Origin of the sequence: Thalassobacillus devorans MSP14 (assembly GCF_000496835.1) — a bacterium.
Lineage (GTDB): Bacteria > Bacillota > Bacilli > Bacillales > Halobacillaceae > Thalassobacillus > Thalassobacillus devorans_B.
Window position 1 is genome coordinate 584,096 of sequence record NZ_KI543237.1, and the last position, 21,846, is coordinate 605,941.

Annotated in this window: 17 protein-coding genes; 4 read left to right on the forward strand and 13 right to left on the reverse strand. The window is 41.2% G+C overall.

The window, feature by feature from the left end:
- Nucleotides 1–9 precede the first annotated feature (9 nt).
- From P855_RS0113170 to P855_RS0113215, 9 genes are all read right to left on the reverse strand, one after another.
- Nucleotides 10–1,236, reverse strand: a complete 1,227-nt coding sequence (locus P855_RS0113170; RefSeq protein ID WP_028784005.1) for a flippase — start codon at nucleotides 1,234–1,236, stop codon at nucleotides 10–12.
- A gap of 7 nt (nucleotides 1,237–1,243) precedes the next feature.
- Entirely contained in the window at nucleotides 1,244–2,074 is an 831-nt protein-coding gene (locus tag P855_RS0113175; protein ID WP_028784006.1) for a putative capsular polysaccharide synthesis family protein, read from the reverse strand.
- Nucleotides 2,075–2,094: 20 nt separating this feature from the next.
- Nucleotides 2,095–3,357 (reverse strand): hypothetical protein, encoded by a 1,263-nt coding sequence (locus P855_RS0113180; protein ID WP_028784007.1) that lies wholly within the window; start codon nucleotides 3,355–3,357, stop codon nucleotides 2,095–2,097.
- Nucleotides 3,358–3,375: 18 nt separating this feature from the next.
- Nucleotides 3,376–4,500, reverse strand: coding sequence for a CDP-glycerol glycerophosphotransferase family protein (locus tag P855_RS0113185; protein WP_028784008.1), 1,125 nt, complete (start codon nucleotides 4,498–4,500; stop codon nucleotides 3,376–3,378).
- Nucleotides 4,501–4,524: 24 nt separating this feature from the next.
- Nucleotides 4,525–5,208 (reverse strand): sugar transferase, encoded by a 684-nt coding sequence (locus P855_RS0113190; RefSeq protein ID WP_051353217.1) that lies wholly within the window; start codon nucleotides 5,206–5,208, stop codon nucleotides 4,525–4,527.
- Nucleotides 5,209–5,246: 38 nt separating this feature from the next.
- Nucleotides 5,247–6,128 carry a UTP--glucose-1-phosphate uridylyltransferase GalU gene (galU, locus tag P855_RS0113195; protein WP_028784010.1) on the reverse strand — a complete coding sequence of 294 codons (882 nt, stop codon included), beginning with the start codon at nucleotides 6,126–6,128 and terminating at the stop codon, nucleotides 5,247–5,249.
- 482 nt (nucleotides 6,129–6,610) lie between these two features.
- Entirely contained in the window at nucleotides 6,611–7,378 is a 768-nt protein-coding gene (locus tag P855_RS0113205; protein ID WP_028784011.1) for a tyrosine-protein phosphatase, read from the reverse strand.
- Nucleotides 7,379–7,650: 272 nt separating this feature from the next.
- The gene (locus tag P855_RS0113210; protein ID WP_028784012.1) at nucleotides 7,651–8,346 is read right to left on the reverse strand and encodes a CpsD/CapB family tyrosine-protein kinase; all 696 of its coding nucleotides are present in this window, start codon (nucleotides 8,344–8,346) and stop codon (nucleotides 7,651–7,653) included.
- Entirely contained in the window at nucleotides 8,318–9,094 is a 777-nt protein-coding gene (locus P855_RS0113215) for a YveK family protein (RefSeq protein WP_028784013.1), read from the reverse strand. Before P855_RS0113215 ends, P855_RS0113210 begins: the two co-directional genes overlap by 29 nt.
- 510 nt (nucleotides 9,095–9,604) lie before the next feature.
- Here P855_RS0113215 and P855_RS0113220 point away from each other — a divergent pair.
- From P855_RS0113220 to P855_RS0113235, 4 genes are all read left to right on the forward strand, one after another.
- The gene (locus P855_RS0113220; protein WP_028784014.1) at nucleotides 9,605–10,987 is read left to right on the forward strand and encodes a glycosyltransferase family 2 protein; all 1,383 of its coding nucleotides are present in this window, start codon (nucleotides 9,605–9,607) and stop codon (nucleotides 10,985–10,987) included.
- A 7-nt stretch (nucleotides 10,988–10,994) separates the two neighbouring features.
- The gene (locus tag P855_RS0113225) at nucleotides 10,995–11,918 is read left to right on the forward strand and encodes an LCP family protein (RefSeq protein ID WP_028784015.1); all 924 of its coding nucleotides are present in this window, start codon (nucleotides 10,995–10,997) and stop codon (nucleotides 11,916–11,918) included.
- Nucleotides 11,919–12,085: 167 nt separating this feature from the next.
- Entirely contained in the window at nucleotides 12,086–13,165 is a 1,080-nt protein-coding gene (locus P855_RS21545) for an N-acetylmuramoyl-L-alanine amidase (RefSeq protein ID WP_051353218.1), read from the forward strand.
- Between the two features lie 70 nt (nucleotides 13,166–13,235).
- Nucleotides 13,236–13,460 carry a hypothetical protein gene (locus P855_RS0113235; RefSeq protein ID WP_028784016.1) on the forward strand — a complete coding sequence of 75 codons (225 nt, stop codon included), beginning with the start codon at nucleotides 13,236–13,238 and terminating at the stop codon, nucleotides 13,458–13,460.
- Between the two features lie 96 nt (nucleotides 13,461–13,556).
- Here P855_RS0113235 and P855_RS0113240 read toward each other — a convergent pair whose 3' ends face one another.
- The 4 genes from P855_RS0113240 to P855_RS0113255 form a co-directional block, all read right to left on the reverse strand.
- Nucleotides 13,557–14,831: a TIGR02679 family protein gene (locus P855_RS0113240; protein WP_037986053.1), complete on the reverse strand. Its 1,275-nt coding sequence runs from the start codon at nucleotides 14,829–14,831 to the stop codon at nucleotides 13,557–13,559.
- Nucleotides 14,828–18,964, reverse strand: a complete 4,137-nt coding sequence (locus P855_RS0113245; protein ID WP_028784018.1) for a TIGR02680 family protein — start codon at nucleotides 18,962–18,964, stop codon at nucleotides 14,828–14,830. The genes P855_RS0113240 and P855_RS0113245 overlap by 4 nt, the downstream gene beginning before the upstream one ends.
- Nucleotides 18,948–20,126, reverse strand: a complete 1,179-nt coding sequence (locus P855_RS0113250) for a TIGR02678 family protein (RefSeq protein WP_028784019.1) — start codon at nucleotides 20,124–20,126, stop codon at nucleotides 18,948–18,950. The genes P855_RS0113245 and P855_RS0113250 overlap by 17 nt, the downstream gene beginning before the upstream one ends.
- A 64-nt stretch (nucleotides 20,127–20,190) precedes the next feature.
- Entirely contained in the window at nucleotides 20,191–21,669 is a 1,479-nt protein-coding gene (locus P855_RS0113255) for a TIGR02677 family protein (RefSeq protein ID WP_037986057.1), read from the reverse strand.
- Between the last annotated feature and the right edge of the window lie 177 nt (nucleotides 21,670–21,846).

Consider the following 21,846-nt stretch of genomic DNA (forward strand, 5'->3'; position numbering starts at 1 on the left):
AACCCCTAATTATCTTATTTTCATAAAATCTTTTATATTTATATCAAACTGTTTTAGTACTAAAACAAAACCTGTGAGATTCATTAATATAAGAGAAATCATACTTGCTATTGCTGCACCATTAATTCCATATTTGGGAATTAATATTAAATTCAATGAAATATTAAGTATACATGTAATTAAATTTGTATACATTTGATAAATAGGTTTACCAGTCATAGCTAGCATTATCCATACTCCGCCAACTGATATATTTATAAATTGCCCTATTACTCTGAGAGTTAGAGCATAACCACCCTCTACAAATTCTCTTCCAAAGACCACTAATATTTCCTCTCTAAACAGTATTAAAAAAAGAGATAATAGCATACCTGTAAAAAATAAGTATTTTGTTGACTTTAGATAAATCGTTTTTAATTTTTCTAGCTTACCTAAGTGATAAAGAGTAGATATTTTAGGGGCAAACACAGTATTGAATATAATTAAACACATTAGTAATAGGTTTGACACTTGTACCGTTACTTGATATATACCCACCGAGGTATTCGTGGAGAAATAACCAATCATTAATATATCTGTTTTATCTATTAATATACCTATAAATGAACTAAACATTAAGGGAGCAGAATATTTTAATATATCTTTATCCACATAAATTTTATGGAATTTACTTTTATTTTGGTAGAAGTACAATAATATAGAAAATGTTACTGATATATAAACAGCTAGTACTATACTAGCCACATTTTTTGATAAAAAATAGTAGAATATTAAAAGAAGACTAATTCTTAATAATAAGGACCAAAAGCCATTAATGATATAAAATCCTTTTATGTTATTACTAGCTCTATATATTCCAAAAAACAATTGTTCCATTGAAAGCATCCATATAAGGGGTAGTAAAATAATAGTTATTGGATCGCTAATAAACAATAACAATATAACCATTATTATTATACTTAATAAAAAGTTGAATAAAAATACAAAACTGATTTGCTTACTTCCATTTTTAGGTATATTAAATATTAGGCCATTGTCTAATCCTGCTTTAGCTAAGATCATAAAAAGAATTACCACTGTATAACCAAAGGTATATTTCCCAAACTCTTCAGCTCCAAATAACCTTGTACATAAGAAAGTAAACACCATAGTTAACAATGTATATGATACTTTGCCAAAAAAAGATTGTAATAATTTAATTATAAAATCATTTTTATATAAAATTTTTTTTATCACTAGTGTTTCACCGCGTCCATTTGCTCCTAAGCCTTTCAATTTCTTCGGTAGTATAGAAATGCCTCATATACTTTGAGTCATAAAGAGAATCAATAAATTTAGTAGTTGGTTTGAAATTTTCTTTAAAATTATTATATAAGTCTGAATACCACTTTTCATTTGCAACATTAGAACTTATCAATTGGAAGTTCTTCAACCCCAAAAATTCTCCAATCATTTTCTCGTTTTCTTTAATAGTTTCAAGCTTCAATAAAAGTATTTCTATATTCCCTTTAGTGATTACAGAGGCTCCTCTTTCTTTATTAAATCTATAATCATATACATCTATTCCTATGGTTCGTTGAAATTCGTTATCAAACCAATTTATTGAACTTTCTTGATTAAGCTTCTCATAAAATTGATAATTAAGCTCCTTTAAAACACTTTCTTTATCTAAACGTTTACCTTTTTCAAAATATATATCATACAAAAAAATTGGTGCAAATTGAAAAAATAAAGAAATGTTTCTACTAATTGGATCTCTAACAAGAGTTATAATTTTGGTAGTTCCTTCATTTTTTAAATTTTTTTTAAACTCTTTTCTTGTCAGTTTCATTTCTACTGGTCGTAAAAACTTATTTAATGCACTATTTAACCTGTTTTTTCCTCTTAAATTATTTTTTGACTTAAACATTTCTTGCTCCCAAAATGGGTAAAAACTGTGGATGTGAATTGAATTATCGATTGATTTTTCTAAAGAAGATGATCCTACTTTCCCCATTTGATAGATATATATTTTATTGTTTGGATTTGCTATATCTTTATACCACATGTATCTATTACTAACACCCTGTAACATTTTGGTCTCCTCCTTAATTATTAACGATAACCCTCTTCATTAGGTATATTTTTTATTTTATATGAGAAAAAATAAGCAAATACGCTAAAAAGTAGAATTGGAAAAGTACTACTCGATGACAAATAGAGTGTTCTCAAGATTTCTAAGTATGAAATAAATAACACTGGATATAAAAAAACACCTATTCCATTTTGTTTTACAAATGATTTATACAAAACCCCGGAAATAATTGCATAAAAAATTGTATAAATATAACCCTTTATTATTCCTAAGTTAAACATTATCATAAACAATCCAGATGGATTGTTAAATTCGGTATCTCCATATGTTCTTAAATATGTTTTATAATCAGAATTAGTACTTGTTACTACGGTTTCACTTAAATATTCTCCAATAAGTGGCATTTGGTATAGCCAATTTAATATATACCTCATTTCTCCGCTTGGCCATTGTAAGTTATTCATGGCCCCCACCCCATTGTTAAGCGCAGTACTGTAGTAGTTAAGGATTCTTTCAGTAGTAAAACTAACTATATTTTCAGATGTTACTGAAGAATAATAATTCCAGGATCTAAAATATTCAGTAATACCAAAAAGTAAAAATAGTAACCCTATTCCTAAAAAAGGAAGTATAGGTACTACCTTGTTAAGAAACAAAAAAGAGGGCTTTTTATCTCGAATATATATTATTAGTCCGATGGTGAGAGGTATTGCTAATTCAATTAATGCCAATCTTTCAGACCATATAAAAACTCTAAATATAGTTATTATAATAATTATAAAAAGGTAAATAGAAAACTTTTTGTCTATTAATTTCTTTTGATACATAATCACATAATTAACATAACAAATAGCATATACTACCCCTAGTTGTGATAAAGTAGTAATACCTGGAATAGTAGAAATTTGATTTCTTAAGCCATCAGTACCTGTTTCTCCTAAAAAAATATTTAATATTAAATTAGGTTGCAATATTAATTCTCCGTACCAAACTAAATAACCAAATAAACATAATATTGCAGTTAAATGGAGATAGAATGGTTTTACTACTATGATGTAATTGTTTTTTTTATTTTTGTTCATACCCTTTATAATAATAAACGTTATAAATACAAAAGATAGTAAATACAATAACCCAATATAAAAATAAAAACCATTTAAGTAATTATAAGATTCATCTATATAAATTGAATTCCTATAAAACAAATAAATAGAAAGGTATATTGGTGTTACAAAACCAATAAACAATTTGTGGGGTTCTAACCACCAAGAATAACTGCTCATCCCCTTCCTCCTTATTTTTTATATTTGTTTTAAAATTTTTAAAGAAGCTTGTTTAAGCTCGCTATTAACTATAACTTTCTCTAATTCACTATCCACAATAAAATCATCACTATTTTTGAGAGCTCCTAAGAAGCCATCCATGCTTTTCACTATGTGCTCTTTAAATAAGTGTTCAAATTCAATTATAAAGCCTCTGTTTTCCGAATATTTCTTTAAATCATTGCAATACAAAATTACCGGTTTCTTTAATGGTAAAAAATCAAAAACTACTGACGAGTAATCAGTAATTAATACATCTACAAAAGGTAAAACCTCTTGAATGTTAGTACCTGAACTAAATAAATAAATATTTTCATAAGCATCAGTATTTATTTTTCTCTTATCAAATGGATGTAATTTAATATATAATTTACTAGATTTTTTTTTCAATATTTGGTTTATATTATCTAATTGTGATTCATTAAATATATTTTCGGTTTCATAATCTCTGAAAGTCGGTGCAAATAAAAAAACCTTATTATCCTTTTTATAAATACTTTCTTGAGGGAAGGGACTTTTGATCTCTATTCCAAATTTCGATGAATCTAATAAAAATTCCATACGAGGATAGCCGATAGTTTTAATTTTGTCTGGCTTTAAGTTAAAGCATTTTGAGTATATATTATTAAAATAGACATTGTTAGAAATGAAAATATTTGTTCTTTTGGATTTATAATAATTATTAATTTTACCTAATAACTTAATATTTTTGTCTAAAAATTCTATTTTTTTCATTGGAATTCCATGATGTAAATTTACTACTTTAGTCTTTTTATTATAAATAACGGGCATGACGTCGCTTAAACTATGTGTAATAAAGATTGCATGTGCTTTCATGGAATACACAAATGCATTCTTACTAAAATAATATTCTGCTGGTAATCCTTTATCCTTTAATTCTTTAACTATGGTCTTATCCTTTGAAATCCAAACTACGTTATAATTTCCATGCCTTCTAGCATAGAAATATAAATATTTAGTATTGTCTTCAAACCCTCTTCCTCCTCTTGCCCCAAAAAGCAGCAATCCTTCTTCAACCTTGAAGAAGTTTCTTAGCACTATAGATATACAATACAAAAGAAGGTATTTAAATTTTTTAACCATGGTAACCATCCAGTCTAAAATATATTAGTAAGCATCCTTCGAGCCAAAGAGTACAAAAATCGTTTTAAAAATAAGTTTTAAATCAATTAATAAACTTCTTTCTTTTATATATTTCAAATCCAACTCGACCCATTTCTCAAAACTTATATTACTTCTTCCACTAACTTGCCAGTAGCAAGTAAGTCCAGGTGTAACTTTTAGTCGTTGCTTTTCATATACATTATATTTTTCTACCTCAATTGGCAACGGGGGTCTAGGACCTACTAAACTCATTTCCCCTTTTAAAACATTTATTAACTGAGGCAATTCATCAATACTAGTCTTCCTTATAAACTTCCCTGTTTTTGTTATTCGTGGATCTTCTTTAATTTTAAATACTGGTCCATCTGCTTCGTTCTTATGAAGCAGGGATGCTTTAATTTCCTCAGCATTAGAAATCATTGACCTAAACTTATATATATAAAAAACTTTCTCATTTTCCCCAACACGTAGTTGTTTAAAAAATATAGGACCTTTTCTATCTTCAAGTTTTATTAATAAAGCTATTACTAAAAATAATGGAGCCAATAAAATAACACCTAAGGCAGCCCCTATAATATCTATAAAACGCTTGCTAATTAAGTAAAAACTATTTTTTCTTAAATCTTGTTCTAGTAACTGTTCCGGATGATTTTTGCCTTTATTTTTTTTCAAAGTTGTTATTTCCACAAAGATTCACCAACTTTCTTTTTTGGTTATATTCTGAATTATTTAGCATCTACTTCAACCTCTAATAATTGTTGAAGTATTTTTTTTACCTTATCCCCCAACTCTGGATCTAATAAAGCAATTTCAATTGTTGTCTTGATAAATCCTAATTTCTCTCCAACATCATATCGCTTACCTTCAAAGTCATAAGAATATACTTTTTGCAGTACATTTAAATTTTGGATTGCATCTGTTAATTGGATTTCCCCACCAGAGCCAGTTTTTTGTTTATCAAGGAAAGGGAAAATTTCTGGAGTTAAAATATATCGACCCATAATTGCTAGATTTGAAGGGGCAGTCCCTTTTGCTGGTTTTTCAACAAAGTTGTTAACCTTATACCTACGCCCTTCAATTGTATTAGGGTCTATTATTCCATAACGATGAGTTTCTTCGTCAGGGACCTGCTGCACTCCTATTATAGAGGAACCTGTTTGTTCGTATTGCTCTATAAGCTGTTTTAAACAAGGCTTTTCAGCCTCGACAATGTCATCACCTAACAAAACTGCAAACGGTTCATCGCCTATAAAGTTACGCGCACACCAAACTGCATGACCTAAACCTTTTGGATCTTTCTGTCTAATGTAATGAATGTCCACATTGGATGTTTCTTTAACTTTATCTAGTAATTCGAACTTTTCTTTTTTAATCAAGTTGTCTTCTAACTCATAATTATTATCAAAATGATCTTCAATCGCTCGTTTACCTTTTCCAGTAACGATAATGATATCTTCAATACCTGACGCAATTGCTTCCTCTACTATGTATTGAATCGTTGGTTTGTCGACAATTGGAAGCATTTCTTTTGGCATCGCCTTTGTAGCCGGTAAAAAACGAGTCCCTAAACCGGCTGCCGGAATAATAGCTTTTCTAACTTTTTTCATAATGTCTCCCCCTAAAATATTCCAAATAACTTTTTCTTCTTTTTGATTGGCTCTGGCTTGTCGGCCGCCAGCATTTGCTCTGTTGCAACAAATTTCGCCTTTTTAACAAAATAATAAACCATGGATGATTCCATAGTTCATTTAAATATAATCCAATAAACTAATAGATTTTTATAAGTATGACTTACTAGTTTTACAAATATGTAATTACTAGATTCGTTAGGTTACTCTACAGTACGTTTTCTACTTTACATCAGCCTATAGAAAGATAAAACACACATCTGGAATACGACTATCGGTATTATAGCATATTTATCCTCCATTTGAAGTAAATTTTGGAAAATTATAAGGAAAATTATATCTATCTACTATTTAAACCCCCATAAATACTTAATATGATTCGTATATTATTGAATTTTTTATAAAATAACCTGTTAATCAATGACTTCATCGATTAACAGGTTATTTTTGTATAAAAAAGCTTAAAAAATTTTAAGAAACTTCTTCTGCTTGGTTCGTTCCGGCGGATCAGCAGCCATAACCTGGCCGTCTGTAACATAAAATGCATTTTCCGTAAAATGGTACACGTAGCTGGCTCCGTACTTTTTCTTTACTTCCCGCATAGCTTCTTTCATAAAAAAGCCTCTTCGTTTTGTATCATGCGCATCTGAGGCAATCACATGGGTGAGATTAGCCTCGATTAACTGATGGGAGAACTTCTGAACGGATTTCCCGAATTTCCCCGCAACACTACCTGCTGTAACTTGGGTATAAGCTCCACTTTTCACAAAATGGTACAACAAGTTCGGATCCTCGATGAATTTTTTATTTCTTTCCGGATGCACGATGATCGGTTTATAACCTGCACGCTGTAATTCGAATAACATGGATTTCGTATAATTCGGCACCTGATCATTTGGCAGCTCGACGAATATATACCCGCTGTCAATATTGATTGGGATCATCACTTCCTCGTTTAACTCTTCCACCATGTCTCCATTGATCCGGGCCTCCTGGCCTGGCAATACCGTCAATGGAATTCCCGCACGCTCTAGTTCAAAATTTAGTTCCTGGACAAAATGCAAGACCCCTAAACGTGGATTTTTATATTTTCCATTTCGGTGGTGCGGGGTGGCAACTATCGTATCAATCCCCTGCTCAACGGCTGCCCTAGCCATTGCTAAACTATCTTCTAACGACTGTGCTCCGTCATCTACTCCGGGAAGTATATGACTGTGAATATCAATCATCCTTTGACCCCCTGTGCTTTTAGTACTATGTAACATCTAATTCTCCCTATTTATCTACCAAATAATTACTTTTAACTAGTATAGCAAATACATGATTACTTGTATTTAGGAAGTTTTGTCGAACTATGACTAAATTTTTAGAAAACTTGCCTTGTCGCGAAGTACTGATGTCGAAAGCCTTAGTATTTTCTTATACTTTAATCTTTTAAAATAGTAAACTTTCTTAAAGTAGAACATAAAAAAGTGCTCTCTGCTTTCGCAGAGAGCACTTTTTATGAGCCATAGTAATAATAATAATTTGATTGTTTTTGTTCGACATCATTTAACACAGCACCAAGTACATTGGCATTTACTTGATGCAGCAAATCTACCGCTTTTTTACCAGCATCGATCTCTGTCTGTTTACTGCGGGTGACGAGTAGTACTCCATCACATAAGTTCGATAAAATCTGTCCATCAGTAACCGCCAACACGGGAGCTGTATCAAATATCACCAGATCGTAATCTTGTTTCGCTGTTTGTAAGAAGTTGTTCATTGCACGGGAGCCCAGTAATTCCGAAGGATTCGGCGGGATCGGACCCGATGACATCAAATCCAGGTTTTCCATATCACTTTGTTGGATTACCTCATGTATATCTTTATCGCCAATCAGTACGCTGCTAAGTCCCCGGCTGTTATCCAATCGGAAAGTGTAATGCAGGGTCGGCTTTCGCATATCGGCATCGATGAGCAGCACCTTTTTTGCTTGCTGGGCAAAAGTTACTGCTAAATTAGAAACCGTGAGGGATTTCCCTTCTGCAGGTCCTGCCGAAGTAACCATCATGCTATGGAGTTCTTGATCCACGGAAGTAAATTGTAAGTTTGTCCGTATTGTACGATATTGTTCCGAAATTGGGGAACGAGGGTTCATTTTGGCAATTAACGTGCGTGCTTTATTATTAGACAGTTTCTTTCTGCTTCGACGCATAACGGCTATGTCCTCCCTTCGCCCTTAGTGAAGTGGCATTGGCTGCTTCGGAAGCTTTCGAGATTTCCTCTTCACTGATATGAGTGATAATACCCAATACAGGCAAGCCCAGTTTATCTTCTATATCTTTCTCTGCCTTGATCGTATTATCCAGATACTCCAATAAGAAGGCGACCCCGACACCAACCATCAGTCCAAGGACCAGTGCAATTGCCATATTCAGAAACGGCTTCGGACTGACGGGACTTGGATTGTCTACCGGCTGTGCTTCGGATAATATATTGACATTATCCACATTCATATAATCCTGAATTTTTTCATGAAAAATCTCAACGGTAGTGTTCGCCACCATAGCAGCGCGATTCTGGTTCGTATCCGTCACTGTAACAGATACTACTTGTGAATTCTGTTCGCTGGATATATTCAGCTTTTGACGCAGACTGTCTGCTGACATACTTAAGTTCATTTCAGAAACGACATCATCCAGGATAGCCGGACTTTTAATGACTACATTATATGTATTGATGAGTTCGACATTGGTACGTATGTCATTGACGTCAAACTCTGATTCTTCCTGCGACTGGCTTGTATTTACAATAAATTGCGTAGTGGCTTCATATGTAGGCGTAAGAAAAAAATAACTGATTAATGCAGCAATGATAACTGCTCCTGCTGTTGTTGACAAAATCAGCCAAAAGCGCTTCTTCAGCACCTGCGCAATCTCCTTCAGCGAAATTGTTTCTTCCATGTATGTCCCTCCAAGATTCTTTGTTGACTTTTGCAAAAACTAGTCACATTATAGCACACCCAACTGGTTATTTTTGTGATTTTTTAAAGATTCCTTCAATCTGATACATTTTACATGGATTTCTAATAGATTAGTAGCATACCTCCCCTTACAATTATCGTCATACCTAGTCGATTAGTAAATAATATTTTCTAATATAGACAAAATAGTCCCGAATCTCCGACAAGACTTCCCAATATTATAGACCTATCCCAGGACCATTAATTGTTGGTAAACCCGTCTGCAACAAATGTTTTGTTTCCAAATTATTGTAATATAACTCCGTTTCTATCTCGAGTGGCTTTTGTTGAAAAGATGACAATAAGTTCCGAATAACTAGTAAAATTCGACAGATTTCATACTACCTATTTTGCTAGTCCATCAGTAAGATTTTTACTTTCTCCTCTTGTAAAATTTTAAAGATGCCCAGAAGATGTTAATGGAAATCCGATAATAGAGGAGGCTTTATACTTGGAATTATTTCTAACAATATTTTTTGGTCTATGTCTATTTTTCCCCTTGCTTCATCTAATTCACTGTACTCCATGGTTCCAGGAAGAGGATGAAATCGTAAAAAGAAACCCGGCGTTTGAAAAGGGAATCAGTATTTTAGTTCCCTCCTTCAACGAAGCAGGAATAATCAAAACATCAATCACTAGTATGAAGTCATTGGATTACAAGAACTTTGAAGTGGTTTATATCAACGATGGGTCGACCGATGAGACCTTTTCCATTTTGCACAGTCATTTACACCTGAAGCCATCAGCCAAGCTGTCCATTGGTAAATTGACGCACCAGGATGTAAAGAAGGTCTATCAATCAAGCTTTTATCCGAACATCTACGTAGTCGATAAAGTAAATGGCGGTAAAGCAGATGCCTTGAATGCAGGCATAGAATTCGCTTCGAACGAATTGATTGTCACATTAGATGCCGATACTGTATTGACTGCTCCGTCATTAAAGGTAATAAACGAAAAATTCGACAACCCGGAAGTCGTAGCTGCAGGCGGGATGGTCCACGTATTACAGACCAAGACTAACAATCCATTAAAAAGGCTATCCTTAGCCGGCACGCAAATGCTGGTACGCGTGCAAATGCTCGATTTTATGAAAGCATTTTATGTAACCAAGCTGTCACTGGCACGCTTTCAGGCATTAGCTATCATTTCCGGTGCTTTTGGCATTTTTTCGAAAAAGGTGTTGATCGATGTCGGCGGCTATCGCTCCTCTGTTGGGGAAGACATTGATATTACATTGAAAATCCACCGCTATATAGCCAAACAAAAGGATAAAAAAGTTCTATTGATTACGCAGGCCATCGGTTATACAGAGCTGCCTGAAACATGGAAGGATTTATTTAAACAAAGGATACGCTGGCAAAAATCCTATATAGATTGCCTGGTCCATTTCAGCTCGTTTTTAGGGAAAACTGTTTTAACAAAAACTGTGTCGTTTTTCTACATAATTGAATCTTTCTTTGTAGGAATCTTGGCTGCCTATATAACAGCAGGGTTTTTCGTAGCTAACGCCTTTCTGAATATGGCTTTTGTATTTATTGGTTTCATTATTGTCTACTTATCCTATATTTTCTTATTTAATTTCATTTATAACCTGCTCGCGCTTTTTCAGGTGAAACGTTATGGTTTTAGATTTGAAAAAGGGGATCGTATTCGTTTATTGAACACTGTTGTGTTCGATGTATTTGTTCATCGTTTTATAACCATGTATTTCGTTATGTATGGAAGCATCGCTTATTTCTTTAACAGGGATTGGAAGAAGGTTTCCCGAACAGGAAGAAAATACGAGGTAGAGTCCTCTTCTGAAATCACTACGTATAATCAAAATGTAAGGTGAGGTAATGATGAGAAAAATAAAATGGAAAAAAATTATACTTGTATTGCTAACCCTTATCCTTGTTTCCATTGTAGCTGTTGGAAGTTACGGGTGGAACATGGTAGCCTCTACATTTACGAATATCCAGGAAGATATTGACCGAAAAAAATCAGATAAACGCCGAGGAACTATTAACTTTGAGGAAGGAGATCCTTTTTCTATATTATTGATGGGAATCGATAAACCAGGAAGCCAGGGAGACCTCTATAAGCGTACAGACACCTTAATGTTACTGACGGTCAATCCGTCCAGCAATTCTACGCACATAGTCAGCATCCCACGTGATACCTATACGAAAATCGTAGGCGAGGGAAAAAAAGACAAAATCAATCATGCCTACGTATTCAGCGGGACAGAAATGACCATACGTACGGTTGAAAACTTTCTGGATGTCCCAGTAGATTATTTTGTGCGAGTCGACATGAAAGGTCTGAAAGATATGATTAACGCTATAGACGGCGTGAAAGTAAATAATGAATTGGTCTTCACCTATAGGCGTGACCATTTTAAAAAAGGGACGATACAACTGTCGGGTCAAGAAGCAGTAAATTATGTACGAATGAGACATGAAGACCCCCGCGGAGACATGGGCCGTCAAGAACGGCAACGTAAAGTTATCAAAGGGCTGCTGAATAAAGCTACAAGTATATCTTCCATTACCAGAATCGAAAAGATACTTAGTGTCGTGGAAGATAATGTAAGGACTAACTTCAGTTTGAAAGAAGTCTGGGGTATTCGTTCCAATTATCAAGATGCTTTTTCAAAGATTAAACAACATGAAATTCCGGGAAAAGACGGTGAAATAAACAAAACATACTACTATATGCCGAACGAGGAGAAAGTTAAAGAACTTTCCAACATGCTGCAGGAACATTTGGAATTAAAAAACTAGTAAAAATGGTGACCCTTGCGAATTTTATCTATACGGGGTCACTTATTTTTGTGAGGAATATTTACTAAAAATTATGATAGGTATTATCTGTTTTCCGGAGAAAATATTGTATTTTTCTGTCGAAATGCTACAATGCCGTAACAAAATAGAAGATTAATAAAGGAGAGATGACTATCCGCACATACCGTTTGTTTTTATGTTTATCAACATGTATTGGGTTATTTTTATTTTTCCTGACGCTTCTATTTCAGTTTTCGATCATTTCAGCCGGTGCCCACGAAAGCGGCAATTACGAAGTCGGGGCTACATCCCTGAATGTACGCAGCAGCCCAACAATGGATGCTGAAGTAATTGGTTCCTACCCTAACGGGGAAATCATACATGTCAAAGATATCAAATACGGCTGGGCAAAAGTGAGTTATGAAGGAGATACCGGGTGGGTTGCTTCTCAATACTTATTTAAAACCGGAAGTTCTGGCAGCCAGCATACAAGCCAGGTGACAGTTGGCGTCGATGTCGCAAATATCCGTACTGGGCCAAGCACGGATTACAAGGTTATAACACAAGCCACCGATGAAGATGTATTCCCAAAGCTCGGAGAATCAAACGGCTGGATAAAAATCCAGCTGGAGAATGGCAAACATGGATGGATAGCTGGTTGGCTGGTATATGCATCCAGGGAGAAAGAACAGATAAGTGAACAGCCGTTAAAAGGAATAAATATAGTCCTTGATGCCGGCCATGGCGGATTTGATCCCGGTGCAATAGCTTTCGATGGAACATCGGAAAAAGTATTCACATTGCCAACGACAGAAAGAATTGCTGAGAGCATGCGCAATGCTGGGGCTACGGTAATTTTAACGAGGGAGAAGGACCGTTACCTTGCGCTCGAGGAACGGGTTAGAATCAGTGAAGCCTATTATACACACGCCTTTATAAGCGTCCATTATAATGCTTCCTATTACCCTTCTGCGAGAGGGATAAGCACGTATTATTATCAGGAACCAAAAGGCAGGAATCTGGCATCTGATATTCAAGCACGGCTGAATTCCACGACCTCTTTACAAAACGATGGGGTCCGTCATGGAAATTTTCATGTATTACGAGAAAATATAGGAGATGCTGTATTAGTTGAATTGGGGTTTATTTCTAACCCTTATGAATTAAAAGTGATCAAGTCCGCAGACTATCAACAATCAGTCGCCAAAGCAATCACCCAAGGAGTCATCAATCATTTCTCTAATTGAACATTAAACAACCCCTAGCGATATATTAGTAATTTTGAAGAATCTTGCTTATAGACAAGGAGGAGATAGAATGTGCAAAAAGAGGTTATTTGGCATTTCTTTGATGAATATCTGCTTAATTTTCTTCTTGTTGATTAGCGTTTTTTTTGGAAATACTGTATCAGCATATATAGAACTGGATCTCGACCATGCAGGACTGGAAGAAACTCCTGAAATAGAACAAATTGATCCAGGTTTCAACTATACACCTATGGATGCCAGACTGATGAAAAATTTGGGAGCTGTCGAAGCCTGAACCTCGATAGTTCTACTATAATAGCAGTTGGCGGCGGTCTGGTATTTGTATTCCCCGCAACCCTCCAAATCATGGGGTTCCGGGGTTGGGTTTTGTTTATTTCAAGTCTTTTATCATTTCTTCCAGCAGGGCTTCCTGGTAGCCGGCTTTTCGTTCGGTTTCAAGAAGACGGGCAGTTTCGATCAGCTCCTGGTGAGTGATCGCTTTCAGCTTCCTGATCCGGTCGTCTTCCAGTTCAACGGTTGGATTGGTATTGCGATAGCTGTCCGGGTCCATTTTCCATAGCTGGACATGCTCCGGATGCCGACTCAACAGCCGCTGCGCCATGGCCAGCCCTTCAGGATCAAAGTCGCCGCCATAATGGATGGTGCATCCTTCGTCGGCCAGACGGTCGATCAGCATCAGACCAGCGAGTTTGAACTGACCATGGGTACAGATCACCGGTGCTTCGGGGACTTCGTCCATCAAACCGGAATAGACGCTAGAGTTTTCGACGATCCAGACGTCCGAGCCCACCACGGGATAAACCCGCTCCAGCGTCAGCAATTCCCGGATCGGGATATTACGGACCATGTGCAGGGAAGCAGCCGCATGCCACACCGGGTGGACAGCGTCATCTTTCTCTGCCAGCAGGTTGGCGCAGGTGACGAAGTTCAACAGGTCGTCCCTGAGCAGACGGTATTCCTGCAACAGTTCGTTGATGTCCTCGCTCGTTCCCGGCAGCACTCCGCCTCGGCCGCTCGCCACACTTAACACATGGAGCCACAGCCTGCCGAGGTTGGATGAGACATCAAGTGCATGGGGATTGTACATGACGCGCTGGCTGAACAGGGGCAGCCGCTCATAATCATCCGGCAGCTGCCGATAAGCTGCCTCAAGCCATGCACACGACTCCATGAATGGTTCCGGCTGTTCCTTTACTTGCCGCACAATCCAGTAAGTGTCCGCAGTGTTGCCAGCCAGGTGGCGGAACCAGAATTGCAGAGCCGGGAACGCTTCTTCCAGCTGCTGGAGACGTCCGGCCAGTTCCTGCTGTTCCTGATATTTACTTTCTTTTTTTGACAGGATCGTCTCACCGAAATAAGCATCGAGCAGCTCTTTAAGACCCACATCACTGAATCTCGTCTCACCAAGCTGGCGTTCGAATTTCACCAAAGAAACGCTGCCTTTTTCCTGCAATCCTTCCACCGTCATTCCAAAAAAACGGGCGAGTGGCTCCAAATCCTCAAGAGGCCACGGGGCTACACGGACGGTGCCTCCGATCCGCCCAAGTGACTGGTATTTTTTCCGGAACAGCTGAAACAGCTGATCGAAGGCCCGCTCCTCACGAAAATAATCGAGTGCTTCTGCAAGCTGTGTGGACCGCTTCACAGTAATGTCTCCTGTTCTTCCGCTTCTTCCAAGTCGGACAGCTGTAGCGATGAACCATCCCATAAATAATGAATGACGGAAACGAAACTTGCGTTTTTCGGCCGGACGAGCTCGCAGATTGACAGCTCGGAGATGGTATCATAGTCCCCCCAGAGCACCTGGGAGTTCATGATGTAGTCAAAGCCGAGCTCCTCGACGATTTCGAACATTTCCCTGATATTGTTTTCATCAACACCCGCAAAAGCTTCATCCAGCGAAATGATGTACGGTGCATCATGATTTGCCTCCTGATAACGCGAATAACAGGCGGTGAACAGCGGGATATACATCGCCATCGCCTTTTCACCGCCGCTGAATTTATAAAAGGCATGGTTCGTCAGCTCGCGTTTCGGCTCGCCTTCCCGGCGGTACGAGAGTACGAATGAAAACCACTTCCGGTAATCGAGCACTTCCTTCAGCACCTGGAGAAGCGTCTGCCCTTCCCCTTTGATGGCGATCAGCTCTTTCGCTTTTTCGATTTTGGACCGGAAATGGGCGATGATTTGATTCAGGTCTTCATCACGGAGTGTCCGGGCATCGCGTTTCAGCAGATCCACAAGGTCTTTCGTATCCATTTCTTCTTCACTGTCGGCGGTGCGTGGTTTCCATCGCACGGAAAAAGTAAGCCCCGAGGACGAATTGAGTTTTTCCATGAAGCTGTTCATTTTCTTCGTCCACTGCTCGGCGCGATGGATCCTGGCACGCAGTTTATTGCCAACCGACTGGAACAGGATCTCTTCATATAGCGCGCGATCCTGCTCATCCAGGAGACTCTCCTGCCGGGCCTGGTCTTTTTCGACTTCTGCCTGCACATAAGCAGGGGCTACCTGCTTACCCTGATAGTTCAGCTCGATGATCCGGCGTCCGGCTTTCTGTTTCCATTTATCTGTATAGATGGCGGCATCTTCGCGGGAGATGGTATCCATCCATTCCGGCACTGGTGCACGCTGGTCATACTCCTGCATCCGGTATTCGACCAGGTTCGATTCTTCATTGTAAAATACGCGTGTCAACTGGCCGCCGACATGATTCAGGTCACTATCAAGCCTGGAGCCATACGTTGCTTTCACCCATCTTGCCAGCTCGAGCGTGTCCTTCTCACTCTTCGGTAACACAACGAAGCCGAGCCGGATTTCACGGGTAAAGGTTTCCCGCCAGGCAGTCTCCAGCTGCTCCCACATCCGGCAGACTTCCGCTTGTTCCTTCAGCTGCTCTTCACGATGACGGAATTCGTTCCGACTGGCCGGCAGCTTGCCCTGGACATCTTGCCATTGTTCGTTCACCTCAGCAAGCCGCTCCTGTACCTGCATGATTTGTTTCCTGATATCCTCCATGCCGGATTGTTCCAGCTGCTGGAGGATCTCCTCATAGTTACGCCGTTTCCGTTCCAGCTGATCGGTCATGGAGTTGAGTTCACCTTTCAGTTCATCAACTTCTTCCTGGAGCTCTGCGATCCGCTCGTCAAGCCGGGCTTTCCGTTCAAGCATGTGCCGGTATTCCACGTGCGCAGTTGTCAGGCCGGCCAGTTTCTTTTCGTACTGGCGCATCACATAACTGGCATCCTGGTAAGCAGAGCGGGAGGTCTCAAGATTATAATGACGGGTTTTCTGGTCGAGCTCCTGCCTGATTTCCTGGAATTGATGATAAATTTCCTTCAGTTCCGCGTCTGCCTGACTGATCCGGTCGTTCAGCTGGCTGATCTCGATATGTTTTCTCTGTATCTGCCGGTAGCTTTCGCTTACGTCGGCGTCACCAGGAAACTTGCGGATTGCCGCTGCTGCCTGATCAATATCCCTATACAACGCACTTATCTCCGATTCGACTGCCCGTTTTTCTTCATACTGACCTGCAATCTCCTCTTCCAGCAACAGGGTTTTCTCTTCCCGGTACCGTTTCCGTGCTGCCCGGCCGATAAAACGGACCGATGGCACTGGTGAAGCATGGCCGTGGACGAGACCGATTTGGTAACGGCCGGCTTCATCAAGCGATAGTCCTCCTGCATCACCATCAAGCAAAATACTCTGGAGCACATCTGCAATCCGTTGTTTTGAAACAGAACTTCCGGCTTCGACATCGGGCTCGAGATAATCAGCGAGGGTGTAGGCCATCATACCGGGCTTAGCATGCAGTACTTTGTCGAACGATGGATCCACCGGGTCTTCCGTAATCAGGGCGTCGAGCACTCCTGTCTCTAATAAGGCGGCTTCCAGCCGTTTCCGCACCGGATCGGTGACATGCTCCTGGAATTCCACCGCTTCATAAAACGGCACGAACGAATGCCCCGCTTCTTTCAGCTGTCGTCTTGAATCGTTCGTTTCTATCGAGCGCTCGGGCTCCGGGTCCTTTTTCTGCTTCCATTCGGCAAGCTCTGCCTCCAACTCGTCAATCCTGTCTGTCAGCTGGTTTTTATCATGTTCCCGTCGGGATAATGCTGTGCGTTTTTCCTGTTCATATCCTATCTGGATCGTACGGAACAGTCCCCGGATATCTTCATAGCTGGCGTCGTCATAGAGCGCCGGCAACAGACGGGACGTATGCTGCAATGCCTGCTTGTCCACCGGGAGGAAGTCATGGGCTTCACTCCAGGCATGGATGTCCCGGAGCAGCTTCTCCTTGTCTTCTTCCATCGTACGGAGCCATTCCTGTTCTTCCCTCTGGTGACCCTCAAGCTTGAATTTCAGTATTCCGATATCTTTATGACGCTGTTCATACTGCTCTTTCAGCTGATCATAGGAACGGTATTGTTCGACGATTTCTTCCAGTCTGGTGAGGTGCCCGTCGGCTTCCTGTTTCCAGACAGCAAAATCGAACGCCTTTTCCTTGTGACGGCGAAAATCCTGCAGGTTGATGTCATGCTGGGAAAAAGAAGCAGCTTCTGCATCGTCTTCGAGGCCGGTTACGATATCTTCTATCTCTTCCTGCCGGGTGTCGATTTTATCGATCTGGTTCTTACGGTCATCGATCGCCTGAAGCTCCTTCTGGCGGCGCTCGTCCCACTTGGCATCTTTTTTTCCGATACTGTCCTGCAGTTCCTGAATCGCCTGCGCTTCCGAAGTCCGCTCATTTTCCAAATTCCAGACTTCATGGTTGCGGAGCCGTTTGTCCTTTTTATCGAGGGCATCCTTTTCCTGATCGAGCTCCTGGGCTGTGATTTCCAGTCTTTTAATTTCGTCCCGCAATCGTACGAGACTGGCGCTCTGTTCGTCATGCTTCGTTGCTTCCCGGTCTGCCTTCCGGTGGGCGTTCAACAGCTCTTCTGCCTGGTCAGCAATTTTCCATTCATTGTATACCTGGTATGCATCATTCAGTTTGGTGATTGCGGCAAGTTCCCGGTCCAGCTGTTCGATCTGCTGCTTCGTCTGGTCCATATGCTCGATCGTATCGGATAGATGACGGAGATCCTCATCCGATAACGGTGGCAGTGCCGCTTCGAGGATGTCATAAATCGCAGTCGGACGGAATTCTTTGGACAGTTTCGGACTGCGCAGCTGGATCAGAAGCTTGATCAAGTCTTCATAAGCATCGATCGTTTCAAACCCGAAGATGTACTTATTGACGAGTGCTGCATACTCCCCCGGCGTCTGGACGACATGCCCGCCGCCTGCGACCCGGTTTTCCAGTTCTGTCCGTGAAAAAGGGATCTTCTCTGTTTCCCCGGCATTGTTCACTTCTTTATAAAGCTGGAAATCCTCACCGACCCGCCGGTTGTCTGTCAAAACGAAGCCCCAGAACTTCATCGCCTTGTTCCGTTTCGCCTGCAGGCCGATGCCTGTCGTTATATACTGGTCGGTGTTTTCCCGTTTGTATTCGATGAACAGGTAGCCGGTTCGTTCATCGCGGTCGACAACTTCCTTTTCCCCCAGCAGGTAATCTTCCATTTTTCGAGCTCTTGACCCGAACGGATCGAGACGGTCCGGCGACTTGCGCCCATCGAGAAGGACCGGAAGAAAGCTCTGCATCGTCACTGATTTTCCCGAGCCATTGCTGCCGCGCAGGAGCAGTTTTCCATTGGCGAATTCAAAAATTTCTTCGTCATAATACCAGAAATTCACAATTCCGGCCCGGTTCATTTTCCATTTATTCGTCTTGTCCATCTTTTTCCCGCCTTTTTTCAAGATATTCTTTCGGGTAGCGGCCGATCAGCCGTGCGATCGCCGGCTTAAGAACGAACATGCCGGATTCCTTCTCTTTATAGGCAAGCTCCCACGCCTGCAGTGCTTCGAAAAGTTCATTACGGATCGCCATCGTCCCGCTGTTCCTGTAAGCCTTGCTCCAGCCGTGGCTGTAATCATCGATCAGAAGCTGGACCATCCGGTCGAACTCAGTTTCTGTCCACTTCACCTGTCCGAATGCATTGATTGTTTCGTGTGCGACTTTTTCCCTTACTAATGCTGCAAAATGGAGGATGAGCATCGATGTCATTTTCTGATCGGGGAACAGGTGAAATCGCTGCCGGTTTTCCTCCATGACGAGCATCGCGGCGTTTTTGAACATTTCCAGGCGAAATGGTGTATGGCTCTCGATGTCATCAGCCAGCCGGTTCCGGAAATTGCGGAGATAGGCAAAATCAGGATCATCCTCAGAGGTCCGGTAGACGACAGGGGAAAACAGCAGTTTCCGGTAAACGCGCTTCCTCCGCTCATCCGTCCCCTGGCGCTGCCATTCACTGGCGAGGATGGCTTCTTTCGTATCATAACGGAACAAATCATCCGGATAAGAACGGATGAAGTAGCGGGCGTAGACGGTCACTTCATACAAGGCTTCGTAATTCTCATCCGCCGCGAACATTTCAATGTCCCCATCGACCAGCTTGATGATATGCATATCAAGCAGCTTTTTCAGCGCCCGGACCAATGACTTACGGTGATTGTAATTCGTCCAGTCCAGGGAAAAAGCGCCGGGGTACATATCCCTGATGTCCTCGCAGATTTCCGACAGGAGAAACTGTTCATCGACGGAACGGTTTTCGGTGAAAGCAAGTCCACAGCAGAAAATCGCATAGTCACGTGGATCGCTGAACTCCTGAATTCCCATCCATGGTTTTGCTTCGACCGGGATCTTTTCCAGCTTGATGAAATGCTGATGGACAATCAGATCGAATCCGAACTTGTCGCTTATGTAGCGTTTGAGCTGATGCTCCCGTTCCCGGATTTTCTGATACAGCTCCGGTTCCTCGCTACGGAGGACCCAAAACTGCTCGAACAGGATGCTCAGCGCTTCTTCTGCTTTTTCATCGAATCCTTTTGGCTCCGTCATTACCGGTCACCTCCCTGGCGTCTTTTGCTGTGATGGATGTCTCTATGGAGTACCCACTCTCCGGTCATTGGTTTCTGCCTCCGTCAAGGAATCGGAATACGACTTTTGGCATCTCCAGACTGCCATCCTCGGAAGCGAGCGTCGTCCTTCCTTTTCCTATTACTACCTGCACCTGTCGGCCCGTCTCCGTCTTGATGATCCGGTCCTTGCGCGCCATCGCCTTTCCGACCCAGGCAAGCAGCACTTTCCGGACATGTTTTTCGATTACCGGTAATGCATCTGTCCTGATTTCCCCATTGGTGATATATTTCTCCAGCAGCTCCTGCTCGAGCCTCCGCTGCCTGAGGTGTGCCTTTCGCATCTGTTCTTTTTCTTGTTCATGACGGACCATTGCTCCGGCGCGGGTCTTTTCGGTAAATGTCCGCACCCTCGGCTTTGTGACATGCTCCATCGGCCGTTCTTCCCACACATCGGAGTAGATGTCATCTGTAGGAATGTGGTCCGAATGGAAGTGACGGGTATGGAACACCCCAAAGGCGATTGCGGACAGCTCATGAGCTTCATTGATATCTTCTAAACTGTCAAACCATTTGGCAAGGTGGAGATAATCCTGCTTGCGGCTCCGAAAATGCTGGTGACGTTCCCCCAGACGCTGGACGACACGCGTGACCCGTCGAATCGCCTCATTCGTACGCATCTGAAGCATCGCATACTCGCTGTCGCCATGAATATTACCGAGAAACCAGGCAGACAGGCTGCGCCACTTTTCCAGTTCCTCCGTCAGCCGTTCTTCAGGCACCAGCTCCTCGAACCGGAATGTCTGCTCCTGGTGGGCGACCACTTTTTCCAGGAACTTTTCCAATTGTTTACGGTCAACCGATTGTATCAGCTCCTGAATTTGGAGTGCGGTCTGCTGCAGTGCAATGATGAAGTCCCGCAGATAAGCGGTGAATTGATCCTTATACACCAGGAAAGCCTCGGTCTGCATCCGCTGCTCGACTTCCTCACTGTTCAGATAAGCCAGATAGTCCGCCGTGTTTTGCGTAATTTTGCGGTAATACGTTAGCACATCCTCCCACAGCTGTGCCGCTTCCTCTGATGGTATATTGCTCTCGAAACTTCCTTCGACTTTGACGAGTGACTGATACAGCCGCTCGAACTGTGTCTTCTCCAGCGAACCTCCGAACGTCTCACCCATATGTTCCATCTGCTGCAGCATACGCTCAAACTCTACGGTGTAAGCAGTACACTGGTAGCGGAATCGTTTCTTTATGTATTCTTCCACTGTCCTCGCCTTACCGGAATCCTGGCTGGCAATGAGGTTGCCCCACTTTACCAGGGCGGAGAGGTCCTGGTGCAGCTGGTCCTCTGTATAACCGGTGAAACCTTCCAGCTGCCGGAGATGGCCCAGGATTTCCTCCGGGAATAAAAATTCGCGCATCCGCTCATGCTGGATGTAGAAATACCGGAGGATCGCCCGGTAGCTCCACGCGCGATCTGCCGTCAGATAAGTCGCCTCTATCACCTTTTTGAAACTATCCATACTGCCCGCACATCCCTCATCGTTGATTAGTTTCATTGTAAGAGGAATGACGTTACCTGTCTATCCCCGTCGAACCTCCCCCCCTTACCCCAGGTCCTCCAGATTCTGGAGGACCTGGGGTGTTGACTTGTTTACCCCGGAGCCCTCCAAATTTTGGATGCTCCGGGGTGTCTTTTG